Here is a 22,183-nt window from a genome sequence, read left to right as displayed (position 1 = left end):
TTTCTAATGGGACAGAAATACGAGTGGAAAGACATTAAAGCATTTAGGGGTTATCTATATCCAGTTAGTGTAGGTGGTATTTATAGAACAGGATATGTTCCTTTAGAAGGCTGTTATATTATCTTCGCCAATTTTGGTACAGCGAATTGAACGAGTATAAAGTAAATCATATTTACCTCACAATTTATTAGCAAACTCGTTAAGTTTTTTTGACAAGTCTTCAATTTCAACTATAAAGGTTAAGGTTTGTTGAATGGAAGCAGCCTGTTCTTGCCCAACTGCAGCTACTTGCTCAATCAATTTCCCCATTTTTTGTGTAATTAATTGGATTTGAGACATTGTTTCTCGTACATTTTGTGTTGAAGTTGCTGTTTCCTTTGGAAATTTTCGAATTTCATTTGCTACAACTTCAAATCCCGTTCCTTTTTCTCCAGCCCTTGCTGCCTCAATGGCTGCGTTTAATCCTAGTAAATTGGTCTGATCTGCTACTTTTTTTACCACCGTTAATATTTGATCTGAATTCTTAACATCTTCACACGCCTGTTGAGATTGTAATAGAAGTTCTTGAGAAAAATCAGCGAGAGAATTCGATCCATTGGTCAAAACACTTATTTGTTCATTTGCTAATAATAATGATTCTAAAATTTCATTGGAAATTGTCCGTAACTCAGTTTGTCTAGATATCTGAATTTATGACACCCTTAACAACCAGAATGATCAGAGGAAAAAGTCATCTAATGAAAGATGTCTTTTTCCTCTGAGTCAACTGTCACTTTATAAAATTGGAGATGTAAAACTAGTGATATCCGTCTTCTGTTCATATACTTTTAGAAGTACCATCGTAATATCATCTTTTTGAGGTATTCCTTCAGTAAATTGTTGAATTGAATCCATTACACATTGCTCAATCTCTCCTGCTGCTTTATCTTGACACTCTAATAGTGTTTGAGTGAGCCGTTCCAATTGATAGTACTCTTTCCCTTTATTTTGAGCTTCTATGATCCCATCTGTATAAAAGAAGACTGTATCCTGTTTATCTAATTGTACAGATTCTTCCTTATATACTTGATTTGGCAGCCCACCAACCATAATTCCTTTCACCTTTGGTAATGTTTCCATTTCATTTTTTTCCCCTTTAATCCATAAAGGAAGATGATGACCTGCATTAGCATAAGTAAATATTCTCGTATTGGGGTCCCAATCTGCACAAAATAAAGTCACAAAGGATTTTAAAATACGTAAGTCTTGGTAAATGGCTTTGTTAATGGCTGTTAATGTTTCACCAGGACCCTGAGTACTTTCAGCGGCACTACGAAATGCCCCTCTTGTTAAAATCATAAGCATGGCTGCCGGAATCCCTTTACCCATTACATCACCTATGACAATACGTATTTTCCCATTGATTAGCGGGTAAAAATCATAATAGTCTCCACCAATTAATCTGGCAGGAATTGAATTTCCTGATACTTCTCCACCCTGAAACGTAGGTACCTTGCCATTTAAAAGGGATGTTTGAATATTTCTAGCTAAATTGATTTCTCTTTGTAGCGATTTATCCATTAAAGGTTGCTGCTCCTCCTTACATCCATTTGCTTTGTTTTCATAGGTTAGATTATCTAAATACATTACTGTTCATCCTCCCGCAGCGCCTCCATTATCTGAAATAACCCTACTGTTTCAAACACCTGATGGGTTAATTCATCCACCCCTTCGAAAGTCAGTTTGAATCCTTTGTCCTTTGATAGATAAATGGCGTTCATGATAGAACCAATCCCAGTAGAATCAATAAATTCTAAATCACTAAAATCAATAATAAGAACATCAATTTCTCCCATTTCGGCTAGGTAGGGATCTATTACATTACTTGTTGAAATATCTAACGTCCCTTTTAGTTTTATGACCATAGTAGAATTTTGGACATTTGTTTGAACCGATAATAAATCCATATTCAATCCCCCCTCCATCACAACTTAAATTTGCTCATTTGTTCGAGTAAAGCACTTGATATTTCGGATAACTCCCTTGATTGCTCATGCAAAGAATTTAATAAATCGGATAGTGTGATTGTCGTATTCGTTGTACCGGATGCCTGTTTTTTAGCTATTTCTCTCATCGTATCGATTTTCTTCATAATCTTTTGAACACCTTCATTTTTTTGTTGATGAGGTAAAATAACCTCCTCTACGTAATCAAAGAATTCCATCAGCTCATATAATTGTTCTCTAGCTTGAATGGTTGCTTCCGTAGATAGTTCATAAATTTTTTCAACAGAATGAGAAGCATCTTCTTCTAAGATTAACGAAAGGTTTTGTGTTTCAATGGCTTGTTTTTGTGCTTCTTTTAATAGATGATTTAGCTTATTTGCCATACTATTTATCGCCTCAGAAAGATGTGTCAATTCAGTTCCATCGTTTATTTGACTTACTGCGGTCAAGTCTCCACCTTCTAATAAGTGAATTTGATGTGAGATCTTTTGAATACTAAAGTAGATTTTGCTAAACAGTTTAAAGATTAAGACGAACAGACTGACTAACGATATGACACCTGTTATAACTAAAATAATAAATTGCGTTTTAAGTGGTTCAATCATTTTTTCATAATCAAAAACAATATGAATGATATGACCATTTTCTTGGGGTAAAAATAATTTTAATGTTTTTCCCCCTTTAACCCTATCCACATAACTTTGTTTAATGGGGTTATCAATCATTCCGATAATAAAATCATGATCCTTTTCAGATTGATATTGATAATCTCCATAAACTACCTTTTTGACAGGGGGCCAAAATTGATTCTCTAAACTTGGATTATAAAATACCTCAGGATTCAAAACCGAAATATCCAAAACGAAAGAACTATCTTGTTCCATTTCACTAATCCAAGAATCCGTTCCTACATTTTTTGTGAATTTATAAATTTCATCAGCTTGGATATAAGGATTTATTATGTAATCAGTTCCCTCTGGATGGTAGTATGCGTATTTAAAGAATTGTGGTTCATCCTTATAAGTACCCGATTGCATAAGTGGTAAAATAACCAACCCTTTTTTAGAAAGGACTCCAGGAATATTGAGGTCCTCTCCCTTCATAACCGAATCAATTCCACTGTAGATCATTTCTCCATAATCTCTTCCACTGAAACCGACCTCTTTAGGATCTGTAGATTTAACAATAACAATGTCATCGTTTTTTCTTTCAAAAATAGCTAAACCAGCTAATTCTAGTTTTTCTTTTATATTAGATAGCTCTTGATCAGAAATGTCTTCAGCTTTCTTTTTATCTAACATACTTGCAATATATTCTAAGTATCCAACCATTTTTAAATCTATTTGATGTTCAATACTTTTTGACGCTAAATCCGTTTCTTCTATACCTTGATTAACGCTATTAGCTATAATAGTTGTTTGAGTTTCTATTTCGTAGTCTACTTGTTTAATCATTAAGTATAATTGAATCCCACTAGAAAGAATTGAAATAACTACTAGGATGGCAATAATCTGAGTTAAGAACTGTTTTCTTAATGTAATAGGCTTCTTAAACAAAAAAGCTCACCCCTTTATTCATGATTGATTGTTACTTTTTTTCGAAGGGTTACTTTATCAATTTTCCCTTGGATCATAGGATATTCATCTATCGTTAGAATTTGATCGGGAATTTTATATCGCGCAATACGATTATTACAATATTCATATAGATCATTTATTGTAAGTTCATTATCTTTTTGAACAAACGCAACAATTTGTTCTCCAAATACAGGATGTGGAACTCCAACTACCACAGCACTATGTACCCCAGGATATTTAGTTAAAAAGCTCTCTATTTCTCCTGGTATGACTTGTTGACCACCTTTTTTAATCATATCCTTTTTTCGACCCATCATTTCAATTTTCCCCTCTGGTGTTACTCTACCTAGGTCTCCAGAAAAGAACCAGCCATTTTTAAAGACCTCATTTGTTAGATCTGGTCGATTATAGTACCCTAAAAAAGGAGATTCACATTTAAATAAAAGTTCACCTATCCCTTCCTCATTAGGAGATTCTAATTTGTAATCAACATTTGGCAGAAGTGTCCAACTTATTCCATTTCGAATGTCTTCTTCGGTATACATTACAGTCCCAAACTCAGTTATTCCTAAAAAGCTCATTATTTTAGCATGTAAATCAGAATAAGTCTTAATGAACTGAGGCGTAACCATTTCTCCAAACACACACAGGAGGGACACCTGATTGATTACTGATTTATTAAGGGATTTACAATATAGATCAAATGCCTTAAATAACGATGGAGTAGTAATTAATTTTTCACTAGGTTGATGTTCAAACAACTGTATGATTTCTAGAAAATTAAAATTCTCCGGAATGACAAGATGGTTTTGTGAATGTAAACTAGATAAAATCCAAGCAAGGCCAAACACCCCAGTTGCTGGAGCAATAAGGAATAGTTTGTCATTTTGTTTCATATGCAAACCTACTTTAATTCCATCGTCTACCCTTTTAACAAAATCAACATCATATACAATCCCTTTAGGCATGCCCGTACTACCTGAGGTGCATCCAAGAATCTGAATATTCACTTCTTCTAGTGGGTTCTTTTCACCTGAAATATTTGATATGCTCCATTCTTCGTTCTCTTCTTGGGTAAGAATAATCCTATCTTTATGACTAGACAAAGCCCAGTCTCTCACAGTCTCACTTAAATGAAATCCATTATGCATGGATATTGTAAAAACAATATGTGGATTTAGAAAATCCAATAAAGATACTAAATCATCTTTACGGAGCAGTGGACTTAAAGGAATAATAATTCCTTCTAGTTTACTAATGGCCAAAGAAAGAGTAGTAAATTGAAAAACAGATGGAACAATTAATGCTACTCTTTTCTTTTTTACATTTCCTATTCTTTCTAGTAAATTAGTATTTTGTTCTACTCCTCGGTAAATATCTTGATACGTATAATTCCCACTTTGTGTAGATAGGATTTGTTTATTGAAATCTAGTTTTTGGTCGAAAATCCAATTGTATAAATTATTCATATTTTGTTTTCCTCACTTATCACCAATTGATAAAGACTCCATACGGTTGCGAAATCTTCATTACTCCGAATCTTGATATTTTCAATTCCTAAAATGGTAGTTAATTCGAGTATTAAATTAACCATCTGTAAGGAATCCACGTCTAAATGATCCCGAAAGGATGATTCTTTCTGAATTTGATCTAATGGTACCTTCGAAATCTCTGAAATGATTTTGCAGAATTCCTCAAAGCTCACAGACTATTTCCCCACTTTCCTTCAAACCACTTCGTTGCTTTTTGACGAATGGTTGACAGCTCGTAATTACAACAATGCCCTTCTTCCCTAAATTCCAAATAAAGCTTTCCTTCTGGTAACCTTTCAAATAATTGTTCAATATCTTCATCTTTTACCATGACATCTTTTTTTCCATGAATTAAGAACACGGGCCTTTTCAGCGGTAATTCATAATAGTTAGGTACGATATCCTCTTCTAATACATATTTCGTTCGTTCAACGAAATAGTCAGGCATATGAATTTCAACATTTCGAAACGCTGGAGAAACAGCCACTACTTTAGAAACTCGTTTATCGCAACTTCCATAAATAGCCCATGCTGCTCCTGAACTGGTTCCGAATAAATAAATGGGCTGACCGAAAAATTGGGTATAAGCAAAGTCGATAAGTCCATCCACAAATCTTTCCCAACTAGCTTTTGTTCCTTTTAACCCTGACTTTGTGTAGGTCTGACCCTGCCCAGGTCCATCCATACTGATGGTGGTATACCCTTTTTCTAAAAAGTCCATTTCATACGTAAACAGCTCTTCTTTAGTAGAATCTAAAGGGTTAATGATAACAATGACTCCCTTGGAATCTGCCGGGATACGAACTCTTCCAAAATATTCGTAATGGTCAATCGTAAGACTTGTATAATTGGTTTTGAACTTTGATAACTGATCAGCTATCATAGTCATCTCTAAGCTAACATTCATCCACTCAAGCTTTTGTTGGTTACATTCCGAAAAAAGCCATGAAATCAATTGATAATACAGGGCTGACGTTCTGTATGTTATTTCAGCTTCTCGAAAAAGTCCTTTTAATTCTAGACTTTTCGCTTTTAAATATTTAGCTTGTGCTTGTTCTTTCCATCCTTGAACCCATTGTTCTTCGGTTAAAAAGGAAGTCCGAATGGAAGAAAGGTCGTTTTGTTGCACACCGTGTACTTTCCACCGATCCCAGAATCCATCAAATATCCTAGCTGTCAACAATGTTTTTTCAATTGTAGTTAACTGTTGTCTATTAAGCACTCGATTCCTCATTTACTCTTCCTACTTTCGCTTCTCGATCTACAAAGATTAATATAATAGTTGACCCTGAAGGAGAAGTTGATAACAAAATCTTATTTGCCATTTTCCTCATAAGTGTAAACCCTTGACCCATTGACCTTTTTGTTGAATATCCTTCTAATAAGATTTTCTTAGGTAAATCTTCAAGTGAAAATCCGGGTCCATTATCTTCAATGATAAAGTAAATCTCATTGGTTCTGTGATTTTCAACCAGTGTCATTTTCCCATTCTCAGCATGTTTAATCGTATTCGTTATAGCCTCTGACAAGACAAGCAGCCAACTCATCATTTTAGCTTTATTAATTCCCATCTTTTCGAGACTCTCTTTTGCCATATTTCGATTAATTGGAATGTCTGAACTTTCTTTAATTATTCCTTCACAAAATATGTTTCCTTTTTTATAGCTTGCCGCTTCGTTCTCTGTAATCAATAAAAACTGTCCATGGGTAGCTGAAAACATGACATCACGATAGATTTTCCATTCAATCTTCTCTTCCTGAGACTGTTGGGACTTTTTTGGAGGATTAACTAAAAGTTTGGATGAAAATAAATCCTTTTGATGAATTTCATAGGCTTTTAACAATGCATTTTGAAATATCATGCTCATATTTAAATTCTTGATTTGCTCTACTACATCTAGGTTTTGATCATACCAATCTAACATTTTTTCGGAAAAATATAAGATGGTGGTATGTTGGTCTTCATATTTAGTAACATGGCTAAATGATGAAGTGGATAATGAAAAGTAGAACAGTTTATCTCCTTCTAACGAATCCAAACCAAGATATTGCCCTATTTTTTTAGCTAAGAATCCTCGATTTGTTTTCTTTATTAATTCTGAGTAGGATTCATCTACAGGAAGAGACGGTTGTTCAGTTTGATTAATTTCTACAGAATTCTTCTTAAATTGATCAAAAAACCGTCTCATTCACTGCCACCCTTATAAAATTCCAAGTGGCGGCATAATAGTGATTTCATCTATATATGCACCCTGCGGTTGATGGAGCAAATAGAGTATGTGTGAAGCCACACTTTCAACTGGAATCATTTGAGACAAATCTGGTTTTGGATCAAACTCATTCCAAAAGCTGCTGCTAACTGAGCCTGGAATTACCGATGTAACTTGAATACCTTTTCCACGAAGTTCTGCTTGTAGCACCTTCGTTAATCCCATCACCCCAAATTTTGAAGCTGAGTATCCTCCGCATCCCGTTAAAGCCATGGTACCTGCGATGGAAACTAAATTAATCATGTGTACCTGATGGGTATCGACCATATGTTTACCAAAATATTTGCATGTAAGGTATGTCCCCCGTAAATTAACATTGATCATACGATCAAAATCTTCAGTCGAAGAATCAATGATACTACTAAACACTCCTACTCCAGCCGAGTTAATTAACACATCCACAGTCCCAAATTGTTCAATAGCTTTCTCATAAAAGTGCTTAACCGAATCCTCCCTGGTCACATCTAAGTAAAGTTCCAATCTATTATCTTGTACACGGTCTTGATAACTTCTACTGCCTAAAACTAAATTACCACCGGATTCATTTACTAGATTAGAAACCGCCAAGCCGATTCCTCTACTAGAACCTGTAATCGCAATCGTTTTTCCTTGTAAGGTTTTATTTATACCCATATTTAATAGACTCCTGGACCGTAGTATTCAAAGTAATTCTTTTCTGTTTCATATAAACCAATTTTAAATAATTTTGGGATTCTCGGAGCTAATAAATTCCAAATGACAACTGCTACATTTTCTGACGTAGGATTTAAATCTTTAAATTCTTCTGTATCTAAATTCAAATGTTTGTGATCAAATCTATTCATAATTTCTTCGTCCACAATTTGATCTAACGTGGATAAGTTATCGACCATTCCTGTTATAGGATCCGGTTCCCCACTAACCGTTACTTCTAGATAATAGTTATGACCATGCCCATATGGATTATTGCATTTACCAAATAATTCAAGATTTTCCTCATCACTTAATTGATTACTATGTAAACGATGAGCCGTGCTAAAATGATATTTCCTTGTTAAACGAACCATGGAAGAACTCTCCTTTTCTGCATATAAGAAATCATTTTCTCTTAATCGAATTTTGTAAAGTTGGCAATTTTCCATTTTCCCCTCTAAAGAATCCCACAGATAAGAAACAATATTTTCAGTTGTAGGGACTTTTGTTTGGAAGAATGGATTTTCTTTATTTAAGAATTTACCGTCTAATTCTTTGCGAACAACTGACTTCATAACCCAATCAATATCTGTAATGTTCACAACAATACCCGATTTGGAGTTTAATTCTCCTTTTACCATGACGTCTAATGTATAATCGTGACCATGACCATGTACATGACTACATAAACCAAACATCCTGCGATTTTGTTCTTCACTCCATTCCTCAACTCGGTAAAAATGTGCAGCAGAAAAGTACATTTTTCTTGATAAATAAATCATGGAATACCTCCCTAATCTCTTAATATAGTTCGTTCAAATTCATCTACTAACGATGTATCTATTTTAAAAACTCCCTTTTTCACTGTTGTAACAGTTGAACTTCCCGGCTTTTTTACTCCTCTTGCACACATACAAAGATGCTGACCTTCAACACTAACGATCACGCCTTCTGGTTCTAATACCTTCATAATCGCGTCGGCAATTTGCTGCGTCATTCTTTCTTGCACTTGAGGGCGTTTGGAAACCAGTTCCACAAGACGAGCAAACTTACTTAAACCTACTACTCTACCATTTGGAATATATCCAATATGGGCTTTTCCAAAGAAAGGGATCAGGTGATGTTCACAGAATGTATAGTAAAATATATCCTTTACGACAACCATTCCTTCATAATCTTCTTCAAAAGTAGTGGTAAGAGCTGTTTCAGGAGGAATCCCTATACCTGCAAAAACTTCTTGATACATTTTTGCCACCCGTTTGGGTGTATCCACTAATCCCTCTCTTGTTGTATCTTCTCCTATTAAGCCCAATATTTCGTGAATATGATTTTCAAGTAATACTCTATTTACCTCGATTTGAAATGTCATACCATTTTCTCCTCCCCATTAATTTAAGTTACAATAGAATAGACGGGCTTTAAGATACAAAATATACAGGTATAAAGCCCCGCTTGTTCCCAAGAATATGCCATCTTTATTTTTTAATTTTTTTCCGGACTGTTTACATTACTTAAAAATGTCTTTGCCGATAATCTCATCTAGTTGAAGGATATCAAAAACCTCATTAACTAAAGGTTGAATATTAGTAATGTGTATTTCCATAAATTTGTCATTCTGCTTGACCGTATTAATTAAATTAATCAGTAATCCAATCCCTGTTGAATCCACGAACGGTACTTCGTTCATATCTAATTGGATATGGGAAAAGGGTTTTAGTTTTTCAGAGATCTCTTCAAATATCTCCGTTACCTCTATATCAAGATCGCCTTTAAATTCAATCGATGCATGTTTTTCTTTTAAGTTCAATTCATATGAAAACATATCTTAAAACTCCTCTTATCAAAAAATAATTTGGTTATTCTCATTTAATCTGGCGCGGATGGCTCTATGTTCTTGTTGAAAAGTATGTTTTGCATTACCAATTCGGATGATAGTCCCTTCTCTAACATGATCGATATTAATTTTTCCATTAGATGGAACCATTATTTTACTCACGACACCCCCAGGTGATCCTGACTCTTTAATAGTGATTTCAGACCTCGCATACACTTCACCACCACGGAAAACACCATCTATGATTAACTTTCGTCCTGCGTGTATTTTGGAGCTGTAACAGCCTTTTTCCTGAATAAGAACATCTCCGGCAGAATAGATCACACTATTATGTGTGTACTGTAGCTTCACAAAACATTCTTCGTCTTCAGTACTAAATCGCTCAATTAATTCTGTAATCTTGGTTTGTAATAGAGTCAATTGTTTGAGTGTATGGTATTCATTCATGACAGAAGATAGAAAACTTAGTCTTAGTTCTTCAGATAAAGTGATCCACTCTTTGTCTAATACGTGACTTCCTTTTTTCGTAATTTCAATAAAATGTTTAGTAGTGTGTAATAGGATATTGAACTTTTTTTCTAACAATAATTTAATTAACGGCATTAATCCTTTTTGATCATAATCAGACATTTTAAAAGCAGGTAAGTTTATTAATTGTTTAATAGATTTAAGCATCATCTGGTTTTGTTCTTGAATAATGGTTAAAAAATAGACTAATTCCGAAGTAAAAATGTTATGCCTACCTGCAGATATAGAACTACTGATTGCATTACCCCTAATGGAAATCGCACTATTGGAGATTACCGTACTTGAGTAGACATTTTGCAGAACCGAGATATTCCCTTCTGCTTCAACTACCATTCCTTCTTCAATATTTCCAAGAATGTCAAGATCCCCTTTAAAATGAATATTACCTGACATCATGTTTACATTCCCAGGGTGAATATGTTTAGGAATAACTGATACTTTTACCAGTAAACCTTCTTGTCTAATAAAAGGGCGCCCTGTTTCCGTTGCCACAATTTTAGAATCATTTTCAATTAAAGAGATTCCTTTTCCAGTTTGAATGATAAGAGAGTGTGTTGGTTTGGGTGGTATAGGTTCGTTCGTCACAGTTGTACCAGGAATACCGGGGATCGGTGGATGAATAAAGGCTATGACTTGACCTTTCTGTACGGTAGGGATTTTTTCAATTTCTCGAAAGTCAACCGTTCCATCCTTTCTCTCTTTTGGACCCACTTGTTTATCAATATCGACGGTCAACTCCAATCTACCATTTTGACCATCTTTCGTTTTTATTCCTGTTACGATGATAAAATTAGCCTCTTTTTTACTATTGACGGCTTCCATAATCTCACTGTGATTAAAACCATGAATAACCCGTAACTCATCGAGCTTGGATAATACGTCCTTATAGGTTAATTCATTATGAACCTCTATATTCTCTTCTGCCTCTAAATTTAGATGGTCGCTCGGTTCCATATCTTTTATTTGATACGTAATTCGTGTTCCAGGTTGGATATGTAATAAAACATTAAGTTTATCGGAATCCATAGTCACGTTCCATTTTGTTTTCTTTACTTCTTCCACTGTTTCAATGTCAAACTGATCCTCGAAGGTTACAATCGTTGTTCCCACAACAGGTTCATGATTTTTTAATAATTTCAAACCTTTTCCAACAGTAATCGTAGGATAATGAAGCCTAGAGGGTTTGCAAAAAATTCTGCCATTTTGAACCCACACTTTACCTTCAAGTTCATCTACTTCTTGAGCTGTGAAAAGCTCTTGCACTTCATGCATATTTTTATCTGTCAGGTGGTTTTGATTAGCGACCTTTTCCGGTAATATTTGATTAATCAGTGATTCAATCGAATCATGGTTATGTTGTTTTTTTATCTGTACGTTTTTTGTTACTTTTACAATAGCTGGCTTTGAAAGTAGGCCAATGAATCCAGTTGATTCTTGCTGAACAATCTCAATCGCCGCTTCCTGTTGCTTAATCCCTAAAATATCTAACCCTAGTTTAATGGCTTGTTTAATATCTTTTCCTTTTGATACAACCGTTTGAGCCATCTACATCACCTATCCTTGAAATAAAGTGGAAAACTTTCGAATGAAACCACCTACATAAATTGAATGTTGAATGCCATATGAAGCTTTTGCTTTTTAACAATTTTAGGATTCCCTAATAGATAGCCTTTTCCGAACTCTTCATCCATTCGGTCCATTACCTTTTAATTGAGTTGTTTCTTTATTTAAATAAATTATGCTAGAAAATAAGTTAAATGGGTATCACCGTATACTCTTATTAAACAGAAAGCAGAAAACAGGATAAGGTTCCTATTAATCATTTTTGTTCATTATTGATATAGGAACCCTTTCCTGTTTTCAATAATGCAAAAATTTAATCTATCCCTTTTTAGTGCTAAATGGTCCCATTTTTTAGATTTGAAAAAACGAGAGATTAGAGAGTATTTTTGGATTCAAATGAAAGTAACATAACCTATTCTTATCATTCTTGAAAAGGGTTTAGGTATTGAGGTAGTTGCCAGAAGGAATAGAACATATTTGTTAATTAACTTTCTTCTTCAACTTGAATGCCATCGAATTCAAGACTAGTTAACTAGTAAATCAGAAGAGTTTGAGTTAGCACAAATAATAGAATAGGAATATCTAAACATTTCTTTAGTAAAAGAAACCAAAACTAAAATTAGGTAATTTCCTAAATTTTTAAATGGGTATTAATAAAATTTTTATTTCGTAAACACCAATTGGACTGCAGTAGGAGGAAAATGGAGTATTGAGATTTAAGATCCGGTTATAAGCTCAGACTTACAGATCGGTCAAAAACAAAAAATAGACTTTTAAACAGGAAAAGTCTATTTTACAATAGTTTTTTATTTTATATATTTGTTCAATTGGATGAATCCTCAAATAAGACAATCTGTTTTGTATAATTGTCAATACGATTCCCTTTCGATTCATTATATGGAATATAATCGACCCTTAAACCGTCTATAATTAACGGCTTTTTATGAAGTAAATTAAATACATCATCTTCTTTAAGTTCGCCTTTATACTGGATAGCTACATCAATATCTGCAGAATCCGTATTAGTTCCTCTAACTCTACTTCCAACTAAACAAATTTTTGTTGGATGAAAAATTCGATTATATCTGTTAAATTGATAAGTAATATGTTGAGCCACTTTATAAAAGATTTGGCTTAATTTTTTTTGATTTATCACTACAAGTGCCTCCTAGCCGAAGTAAATTTGTGATTATTCTCTCTAAGAATCCAAAAGGAGCGCTTTTTTGTTATGGGTTTTTACGACAAGGTAATCACATACTCTACTGCTCGTTTTTAATTTATCTTGTGTATAGCGTTCAAATCCTCTTGCCTCTAGATTTATAATCTGAGGAGACTTTCCCCTATCTTAAGAGAAAGATGCTTGTCAATAAACCAAATTATCATATGGGTAATGAATACAGTCTACACGTTTACCTAGCACCTTTTTATAGTATTAAGTTAAATGCTTGAGCACAGTTTAATTTCTCCTTCCTGTTTCTTTTTCAGATTTTTTAATCCTTGTTACTTTTAAATAATTTTATATAGAAGCGATAGAAGAGATTAATTAGCAAAAATATCATGTTTCATACAGTAACAGTTAAAAAGATTATATATGCTCCTTTAAATATCGTGAGTCACTCCCGGAATCCAGAACTTTTTCATAGTATTCCACGCTATTACCTTTTATATATATCCATTAGTTCAGCGAACAACAAGGTTATCTTTATTTTTACTATTTTTAATAATCACTATAATTTTTTAATATAATTATTCGTTAATATAAAAGTTGAAGATAGTTCCCATACTTTAAAAGAGTAGAAGTATTGTAAAGACTTTTGAAATTGGGAATTTCTTTCGATTTAATGTCAAATACATCTGGATACGGAAGCACAATCTCTTTTCACCATTGGTAAAGCGTATGGTGTTTAAAGTTGCTACTATTGTTTCTAAATCAACTTCTTTTTTCTCATGCATTTTCATTAGAATGTCTGTACATACATCTACAGATTGTTTATGTGTTTCCTTGTTCCTAAGCAAGGTTAATATATGAGAATACTTTCTCTTGATAATAGGTAATATTATTTGAGCTTTTTCATTCCCATATACTCATGTATTGCGATTTGTCAAATCTTTGTCTAATTCTTGACTTGTGAATAAAAACCTTTTTATACCCGTATAATTATGTCTATTAGAGTAGATATACCCCTACTTGGAGTACAAAACCTAGTGAAAAAGGAGAACGCCCTTTGACGTTCTCCCTTAATCCTGGTTTAAATTTTAAAGCTACTGAATAATTCTTTTTGAAAATAGATAATTCTTTGACCAATAGGAGTTATTGAGAACATCGCTCGTAATGATAACTCCTTTTGATGTAGAAACGTGTATCATGCTCCCGTCACCCATATAAATACCAACATGGGCCACTCTTCCGTCTGTATATTGATCTTTCATAGTGAAATACATCAAATCTCCGACTTCTAAATTAGCTGTAGGAACAGCAACACCCTTACTCGCTTGATCTCTGGAAACCCTTGGAAGAGTAATCCCGTTGTTTTTAAATACTAATTGCGTATAAGAGGAGCAGTCAAATAAATTCGGGGCATCTGCTAATGTTGCTCCCCATTTATATTTTGCTCCAATGTATTTCTTTGCTTCTGTGATAATATTTTGTCTTTGAATATCCGCATTGAGTTCCTCATTTACATTTCTTACTATCCCTTCTTCTTTAATTGGCTCCATTTCTTTTGGTGAGCCACTATCAGGGATTTTTAAGACTTGCCCATCTTTGATGATATTTGATGTAAGATTATTTACTTTTTTCAGCTCATTGACCGTTGTATGGTGAATGCGAGAAATGTTATATAATGTATCTCCTGCATGAACGATGTACTTCGTTGCAGGATTTTCTATTTGAATGGAGCCGTTCTCCTTTTTAAAAGTAATGTAAGAGTTGAACAAGGCCCCACCAGCATGTAGCGAAATATAGCCTATTCCATCCATCCAGAGAGGAGGCTTAATGTTTACATACTCGTTCCCTTTCTTCGCCCTCGTCCCTCCCATCGTTGCTCGAATGATGGTTGAACCATCTGTGACTTCATACGTCAGTGTATTCTTGTCAAACTTGATGTGGTTGTATCCAAGAGCTTTTGCTAGTTGTGTAAAAGGTAAATAATAAATTCCATCTACCTTAACTGGATTAATCCCATTTACCACTTTCCCATTGATAAAAACTCCTGCTGTCGGGATTCTCTCTACTTGTGCATTAGTAGTTATAGCCCCACTCATAAAAATACCAAAGACTAACATAAGGACCGTTATCATTCGTAGAAGTTTTTGTCTTCTCATGTCTATCTCCTTTAATATTTTTTTCGTTTGAGCATATAGTTCCTTTCGACTTTGTTTTTTATTCTTTTTTTCAGCTTTCATTCATTTTATACCGTTAAGAACCCAAATAAAAAAGAGGGGAAACCTCTAGTTACCACTCAATTTGTCCAGTTAAGATCCCAGTGATGAAAGTAAACAAAGCAAATCCAAGGAGGACTAACTTACTTGTTTCCATAATAGTAGCAAACCAAAATCTTCCTTTCACCACACATTGATTTTCGTTCTCCACGATTTTTCTACTTAATCTACTTAATTTAGCTTTGGGATACTGTTCTTTGATAAGTTTCAGTATCTTTACAATTTCAAAGTAGTTCTCTCGGTCAACATCCGCTTTGATGTATCCAAAAAGAGTGCCATCTGAAATACGAAGCTTATATACATGTGACCTGGATACTGTAAAAAACGCTCTCACTACTTTGTCTATTGAAATTTCTGTTCCGTCATTTGAATTCTATCAATACTCCATCTTCATAGAGAACCATCTACATCTCCCCTTTCTATTCTAAAAAAACACAGGGCTATGGATCCTTGACTCATTTTTTGAGTTTTCCGTGTGTCAAGGGACATATCCCTCTAACTCATGCATGAAATATCGTTTCTGAGGACAGTTTAAATGTCGAGGTGTTGATTAATGGATATTTTGAGATATGAGCTTCGTTTGGAGCAGCAGGATGCTTATACATTGGTAGTCTATTTGGATCCACAAATGGAGGAGTTTTCTTCCGAGTTAGGCAGGTTGCGGAAGAATACAGCTAGTGTGCAGGAACAAATTCAGTTGTTGGTTAGAGAAAAGTTTCCTCATATGAAGATATCTGTAGCGAAGGTCATGGTGGGAACTGTGCTTGTCTCGACTATTTATTTAGGTACCTCTATAATGGGGGCTCATGCTTCATCCACATCAGGGCAAGTGCAACAAACCACTACTTATGATGTGTATCTTGTACAGCCTGGTGATACCTTATATGGAATCTCAAAAAAATTTAATGTTACAGTTGATTTGATTAAATCTGTTAACAACCTAACATCTAACAGTATATTTGTAGGACAACAATTAAATCTTCCTTTTTATACATACACGGTGGTACCCGGTGATACCCTGTATAGCATTGCGAAAAGAAACAATACGTCTCCAGAAAGGATTCGTACAGATAATGGGCTAACAAGCACTACGATTTTTGTAGGACAAAAATTAAGAATTTATAGAACTACAACTCCGGTGGTGACCACTTCACCTACGCCAGCACCAACCGAACCAGAACAAAATGGTACGTACACAGCAGTTGCTGGAGATTCCCTGTTCATCATCGCCCAAAAGTTCGGTACAACGATTGATGCCATCCGCTCACTTAATGGATTAACTTCCGATCACATTTATATTGGGCAAGTACTAAAGGTTCCAACCAATGGATCAACCAATCCAAACACGACGGAACCTACGACAAATGACCAAACCGTAACAGAGCCATCTCCTAGCCAAACAACAATTTCTTACCGTGTTGTTGCCGGGGACACGCTGTACAGTATTGCCAATCGATTCGCAACTACAGTTGATAGAATCATGATACAAAATAACTTAACATCGACAAACCTTTATATTGGACAGGAGTTGCAAATTACGGAAAGTGAATCCGTTACACCGCCTGAACCGACCGCAGATACAGTGGCGCCATCTGCCCCGGTCATTGCACAATCGGAAACGATCACATCTATGAATGTAAAAAACTTCTCCATCACTGGGAATGCTGAAGCAAACTCAACCATTACCCTGACCTTACGTGACGGCAGTAGCACGCCAATTACGCTTGAAACGACGGCCGATAATGATAGGAGATTCACGGCAAAAATGGATGCAGCAGGTCTCAAAGACGGGACCATCACCATTACGGCCACTGCAACAGATGCAGCAGGAAACACAAGTACGGAAGGGCTTTCTTCTATTAAAAAAGATACATCGACTGCCAAACCGACGCTTAACGTTGCAAATGAATTGAACGGACAGACGTCACTCTCCTACCCCGTAACGGGGACAGCTGAGCCGGGAGCAACGGTGAAAATCACAATTTCTGACGGATTCAATCGGGCAATAGCGAAACAAGCTATCGCAAATGAACGCGGTGAATTTCATACGTTATTGGATATCAGTTCCTTAAACGATGGAAACATGTTGGTTAGCGTAACAGCAGTCGACCGATCTGGTAACACGAGTGATGAAACGATCCGTACAGTCACAAAAGATACGGTTTCAGCGAACCCAGTCATTGATAATAAAATGCCGGTCACCATTGAAAATGTAAGAAATTATACAATCTTCGGCCTTGCCGAGCCGGGAGCAACCGTCGAGTTGACGATATCAGATGGTATTCATCCAATTGTGACCGCTACTGCAAATGCTAATGATGCTGGTGAGTTCCGAACAAATGTTGATTTACTTTCCTTAAATGACGGTGCATTGACCCTCACTTCACAGACCATTGATTCTTTTGGTAACAAAAGTGAAGTGACAAGCACGACCCTTACAAAAGAAACAAGTATCTCACCGCCTATCATTGAAAGTACTGACGTAATCAACAGTCAAAATGCCAGCAATTATGCCATATTTGGATACGCTCAACCCGATTCGTCGATTGAAATTACCGTTTCAGATGGGGTTCATTCACCGATTGTCGCTACGGCAACCAGTAACCCTAACGGTGAGTTCCATGTCAATACCGATCTCAGCTCCCTTCTTGATTCAACGATAAGAGTGACTGCGACCCAAACAATCGGGTCAGGCATTAAAAGTGAGGTCGGTTCAATAGAACTAAGCAAAGATGCGACTGCTCCAGGAGCACCGCTTCTCCATAACAATCAATTTATTAACGAAGAAAATCAAAGTGCCTATTTGTTAACCGGAAAAGGTGAACCTAATGCGGAGATTAGGATTCGGTCATTTAACGACAAAGACACCTCTGCCGGTGGATTGGAGACGACGGTCCAAACGGACAAAAATGGAGAGTACAGAATTCCTATTGACCTCTCCTCCCTTCAAGATGGAGATGTTGTATTCCAGCTTTCGCAAGAAGATCTTGCTGGGAATGTTAGTCCATTGACGACGAAGACCTTGCTTAAAGATACAACCGGTCCAACATCGGTGACCTTGGATTCTCCGCCGACCATATTTAGCGGGAATGTTGCCAATTACCTGTTAAGTGGGAAGGCCGAACCACTGATTACGGTGGAAATGGTCATTTCAGATGGAACGATCGACATTACTAAATCTTTTACAACTGACGCTACTGGAACCTTTTCAATTCCTGTTGATTTGAGCACGTTAAAAGATGGGGACGTCACCGTTTCATTTAAGGCAAAGGATGCTGCGGGTAATTTAAGTGACATTGAACCGATTACCCTTCTCAAAGATACTACCGCTCCAGAAACGGTCTTATCGGATATTGGACAGTATGTAAACAGCCAGAATCAACATGCCTTTTCGATCTCTGGAACTGGTGCAGCAGATGGTTCATCCGTTACCGTTGTCATCAGTGATGGAACCACAACCGTTACGAAGTTCACCAATGTGGTAGATGGTCGATTTACCGAGAACTTTAATTTATCTGGTTTCAAAGACGGGTCCTTGAGAGTTGACTTAACACAAACAGACCTTGCAGGTAATACCAGTACGATACAATCCACCATTTTGACAAAAGATACAGTCGTTGACGACCTCTTTGTTTCGAAAAATGGATTCTCGTTTGACAGTAAAGGCTCTATTTTTACCATCATTGGTCGTGCCGAGCCAAGGGCGACGATCCTTGTTCGCTTATTAAACGAAAATGGCGATGAGGTGCAAACGGTTACTTCAACTGCTGATGATACAGGATTCTACTCGATTCGGGTGCCAGTCACGGGATCGGTGGCTTCTGCAACGGTTTCACAAAGAGATGTGGCTGGTAATAGCGGCGAGGCGGTTACGTTCGACCTATACAGTCATACGGTGACAGCCGGGGAAAATCTAAATATGATCGCAAAAAGGTATAACACGACCGTTGATGCTTTGAGGTCTTTGAACAATCTTTCTGGTGATGCCATTAAAACGGGACAAACCCTTCAGCTGCCTGTTACGGCGAGTGAAGTGGTGAACCTTGGATATATGTATTTTAATACGTCGGGCTATACGGATTTAGCAGGTCAGACGGCGCATTCGGTAAACACGGTGTCACCGAGTTATTTTGATATTAATCCGGATGGGACTCTGAAACTGACCCCGAGTATAGATAGAAATTTTATCGAAAGCATGCATAAGCAAGGGATTCGTGTCGTACCGTTTTTAAGCAACCATTGGAACCGCTCTGTCGGTCGCGCGATGCTTGCCAATAAAGAGCTGGCTGCGACACAAATAGCGGATGCCGTATGGCGCTATAATTTGGATGGGATCAATGTTGATATTGAAAATGTAACAGATGAAGATCGAGATGATTATACAGAGTTTGTTCGGTTGCTTCGGGAAAAGATTCCTGCCCATAAGGAAGTTTCCGTTGCGGTCGCAGCCAACCCGAACGGCTGGTCACAAGGCTGGCACGGTTCCTACGATTACAATAATTTGGCAAAGTACGCTGATTATTTAATGATCATGAGCTATGATGAGAGCTATCCTGGCGGTCAAGCGGGACCGGTTGCAAGTGTGCCTTGGGTGGAGCGATCGATTCAATATGCTGTTAACCAAGGGGTTCCAACGGATAAAATTGTGATGGGAATTTCCCATTTTGGGCGTTACTGGATTGAGGGGCAATCCTACGGAGGATTTGGGATCTCCAATTGGCAGGTCGAGGAGCTGGTTGAGAAATATAATGGTGAAATCATTTGGGACGATCGGAGTCAGACGCCGAAAGCTATGATTACCATTAAGGCAGGTGATCCAAAAGCCGTAATTGGCGGAACCACGCTTGCTCCTGGGACTTATACGATTTGGTTCGATAATGATGAATCAATTCGTGGAAAGCTCGCTCTTGTTGAACAGTATGGATTGCGTGGGGTCGGAAACTGGAGTATTGGTCAGGAAACAGAGGCAGTATGGAACCAATTCGCTACGACTCTGCCAACAACCGTGCCTGTTAGTACTGCTCCTCCATCAAGTGTTGAGGTGGATCAAGACGCAAGCGATGATTCAGTTTATACCGTTGTAGCTGGAGATAGTTTGTGGTTAATTGCGAGTCGGACTGGGACTACGATTAGTGCGCTGAAGGAGTTAAATCAGTTAACTTCGGATAATCTTTATGTTGGGCAGACTTTGAGGATTCCTTCGGTTGTTGAGAATGAAGAAGCTGTTCCTGTAACGGATTCTGGTATGATTCCTGGGGATGTCGTTAATGAACCTGTTCCAACTCCAGAGACTGGGCTTGAATCCGGGGGAACACCTGAGACTGAGCCAGCGCCTGAGACTGTTGTGTCACCGGCACCTACTCCTGCTGTACCTCAGCCAACTATTTATACGGTGGGGTCCGGGGATACGCTTTATTCGATTGCGAAAAAATTGGGAACTTCGGTTACCGCCATCAAAGCCGAGAACGGACTAACCTCCGACTTTCTCGCTATTGGGCAGACTTTAAGGGTTCCAACTACAGCAGTTAGTCAGCCAACCATACAAAGCTACACCGTGGTTTCAGGAGATACTCTCTATTCGATTGCAAAACGGTTTGGAACCTCTGTGTCGGAGATTAAAACCGATAATGGATTAACAAGCGATATTCTTTCGATTGGACAAGTATTGAGGATAACAACATGAGTCAAGGGTGAGTCAAGGGGACGGTCCCTTGACTCATTTTTGGGGTCTCCGTGGGTCGAGGAACCTGCCCCTCTGACCCACCAATTTAGTGATTAGCTGTGGCTAACTGAATCTTCTTCGCCAATCTTGCGTAGCCGTTGGGCTACCTGTTCTTCTGTTAAGCCATGTTCTTTTACATATCGATTCCTAGGATGGACGCGACATTCAGGGCTGCATCCGCGAAGGTACTTGTGTTCGTTCTCTTCTGAAGTCAGGATCTGCTTGTTGCACTCTGGGTTTGCGCAATTGACATAGCGCTCACATGGCTCGCCTGTAAAATAGTCCCTTCCGACAACAACATGTTCTACACGGTTAATTGGCACAGAAATCCGCTCGTCAAAAACATACATCTTGCCATCCCAAAGCTGCCCCTTTACTTCCGGGTCTTTACTGTAAGTGGCTATCCCACCATGAAGTTGGCCAACATCCTTGAAGCCTTCCTCCACAAGCCAGCCAGAGAATTTTTCGCAGCGAATGCCTCCTGTGCAATAGGTAAGCACTCTCTTGTCTTTAAACTGATCCTTATTCTCCCTGATCCATTCCGGAAGATCGCGAAATGCTTTAATATCTGGACGGATTGCGCCACGGAAATGGCCAAGGTCATACTCATAATCATTGCGTGCATCAATGACAACTGTTTCGGGATTCTGCATTGCCTCAAAGAATTCCTTCGGCTCAAGATATTCTCCTGTCACTTCATTCGGATTGACATCATCCTCAAGCCCCAACGTGACAATCTCTTGCCTTGGACGGACATGCATCTTTTTAAATGCGTGACCATCTGCTTCATCGATCTTGAAAACCATATCAAAAAAGCGCTGGTCCTCGTGCATCACCCTTATATATTCTTCCGTCTGATCAACTGTCCCAGAAACAGTCCCATTTATCCCTTCCTCAGCCACAAGGATACGGCCTTTAAGACCTAGCTCCTTACAGAACTTTAGATGTTGCACTGCAAATTCCTCGGGATTATCGATATGGACATATTTATAATAAAGTAACACTCTATATGAATCGTTCATGATGTTTTTCTCCTGCCTGCTTTTAAGATTTTACCTA

Annotated in this window: 18 protein-coding genes; 1 reads left to right on the top strand and 17 read right to left on the bottom strand. The window is 37.1% G+C overall.

Translation table 11 applies throughout. The features are described 5' to 3' along the window. Positions 1-177: 177 nt before the first annotated feature. The 16 genes from Q5760_RS09315 to Q5760_RS09240 form a co-directional block, all read right to left on the bottom strand. The gene (locus Q5760_RS09315) at positions 178-603 is read right to left on the bottom strand and encodes a methyl-accepting chemotaxis protein (RefSeq protein WP_428911908.1); all 426 of its coding nucleotides are present in this window, start codon (positions 601-603) and stop codon (positions 178-180) included. 171 nt (positions 604-774) lie between these two features. After that, on the bottom strand, positions 775-1,560 hold the full coding sequence (locus Q5760_RS09310; RefSeq protein ID WP_428912538.1) for a PP2C family protein-serine/threonine phosphatase: 786 nt from the start codon (positions 1,558-1,560) through the stop codon (positions 775-777). A 65-nt stretch (positions 1,561-1,625) separates the two neighbouring features. Next, the gene (locus tag Q5760_RS09305; protein ID WP_428911907.1) at positions 1,626-1,946 is read right to left on the bottom strand and encodes an STAS domain-containing protein; all 321 of its coding nucleotides are present in this window, start codon (positions 1,944-1,946) and stop codon (positions 1,626-1,628) included. Positions 1,947-1,963: 17 nt separating this feature from the next. Beyond that, positions 1,964-3,541, bottom strand: coding sequence for a methyl-accepting chemotaxis protein (locus tag Q5760_RS09300; protein ID WP_428911906.1), 1,578 nt, complete (start codon positions 3,539-3,541; stop codon positions 1,964-1,966). A gap of 14 nt (positions 3,542-3,555) precedes the next feature. Next, positions 3,556-5,031, bottom strand: a complete 1,476-nt coding sequence (locus Q5760_RS09295; protein WP_428911905.1) for a class I adenylate-forming enzyme family protein — start codon at positions 5,029-5,031, stop codon at positions 3,556-3,558. Further along, positions 5,028-5,267 carry an acyl carrier protein gene (locus Q5760_RS09290; RefSeq protein ID WP_428911904.1) on the bottom strand — a complete coding sequence of 80 codons (240 nt, stop codon included), beginning with the start codon at positions 5,265-5,267 and terminating at the stop codon, positions 5,028-5,030. Before Q5760_RS09290 ends, Q5760_RS09295 begins: the two co-directional genes overlap by 4 nt. Next, entirely contained in the window at positions 5,264-6,328 is a 1,065-nt protein-coding gene (locus Q5760_RS09285) for an alpha/beta hydrolase (protein ID WP_428911903.1), read from the bottom strand. The genes Q5760_RS09290 and Q5760_RS09285 overlap by 4 nt, the downstream gene beginning before the upstream one ends. After that, positions 6,309-7,283, bottom strand: a complete 975-nt coding sequence (locus Q5760_RS09280; protein ID WP_428911902.1) for an ATP-binding protein — start codon at positions 7,281-7,283, stop codon at positions 6,309-6,311. Before Q5760_RS09280 ends, Q5760_RS09285 begins: the two co-directional genes overlap by 20 nt. Positions 7,284-7,295: 12 nt before the next feature. Beyond that, positions 7,296-7,997, bottom strand: coding sequence for an SDR family oxidoreductase (locus Q5760_RS09275; protein WP_428911901.1), 702 nt, complete (start codon positions 7,995-7,997; stop codon positions 7,296-7,298). 2 nt (positions 7,998-7,999) lie between these two features. Continuing rightward, positions 8,000-8,818: a 6-carboxytetrahydropterin synthase gene (locus tag Q5760_RS09270; protein WP_428911900.1), complete on the bottom strand. Its 819-nt coding sequence runs from the start codon at positions 8,816-8,818 to the stop codon at positions 8,000-8,002. An 11-nt stretch (positions 8,819-8,829) separates the two neighbouring features. Then, on the bottom strand, positions 8,830-9,405 hold the full coding sequence (folE, locus tag Q5760_RS09265) for a GTP cyclohydrolase I FolE (RefSeq protein WP_428911899.1): 576 nt from the start codon (positions 9,403-9,405) through the stop codon (positions 8,830-8,832). Between the two features lie 138 nt (positions 9,406-9,543). After that, positions 9,544-9,858: an STAS domain-containing protein gene (locus Q5760_RS09260; RefSeq protein ID WP_428911898.1), complete on the bottom strand. Its 315-nt coding sequence runs from the start codon at positions 9,856-9,858 to the stop codon at positions 9,544-9,546. Between the two features lie 18 nt (positions 9,859-9,876). Further along, complete coding sequence (locus Q5760_RS09255) at positions 9,877-11,943, bottom strand: flagellar assembly protein A (RefSeq protein ID WP_428911897.1); 2,067 nt, start codon at positions 11,941-11,943, stop codon at positions 9,877-9,879. Positions 11,944-12,784: 841 nt separating this feature from the next. Further along, complete coding sequence (locus Q5760_RS09250) at positions 12,785-13,117, bottom strand: nucleotidyltransferase domain-containing protein (RefSeq protein WP_428911896.1); 333 nt, start codon at positions 13,115-13,117, stop codon at positions 12,785-12,787. 1,106 nt (positions 13,118-14,223) lie between these two features. Further along, positions 14,224-15,285: an NlpC/P60 family protein gene (locus Q5760_RS09245; protein WP_428911895.1), complete on the bottom strand. Its 1,062-nt coding sequence runs from the start codon at positions 15,283-15,285 to the stop codon at positions 14,224-14,226. A 130-nt stretch (positions 15,286-15,415) separates the two neighbouring features. Further along, positions 15,416-15,736 (bottom strand): hypothetical protein, encoded by a 321-nt coding sequence (locus Q5760_RS09240; RefSeq protein ID WP_428911894.1) that lies wholly within the window; start codon positions 15,734-15,736, stop codon positions 15,416-15,418. Between the two features lie 219 nt (positions 15,737-15,955). Between Q5760_RS09240 and Q5760_RS09235 the strand changes: the two genes are divergently transcribed. After that, complete coding sequence (locus Q5760_RS09235) at positions 15,956-21,085, top strand: LysM peptidoglycan-binding domain-containing protein (RefSeq protein ID WP_428911893.1); 5,130 nt, start codon at positions 15,956-15,958, stop codon at positions 21,083-21,085. A 92-nt stretch (positions 21,086-21,177) separates the two neighbouring features. On the opposite strand, the gene Q5760_RS09230 is transcribed toward Q5760_RS09235, so the two are convergent. Next, the gene (locus Q5760_RS09230) at positions 21,178-22,146 is read right to left on the bottom strand and encodes a rhodanese-related sulfurtransferase (RefSeq protein WP_428911892.1); all 969 of its coding nucleotides are present in this window, start codon (positions 22,144-22,146) and stop codon (positions 21,178-21,180) included. Between the last annotated feature and the right edge of the window lie 37 nt (positions 22,147-22,183).

The sequence above is a fragment of the Niallia sp. Kr1 genome, from assembly GCF_050389805.1.
Classification (GTDB): domain Bacteria; phylum Bacillota; class Bacilli; order Bacillales; family Cytobacillaceae; genus Bacillus_BD.
The sequence above is the reverse complement of the archived record's forward strand: the minus strand, read 5'-3'. Positions and strand labels throughout refer to the sequence as shown.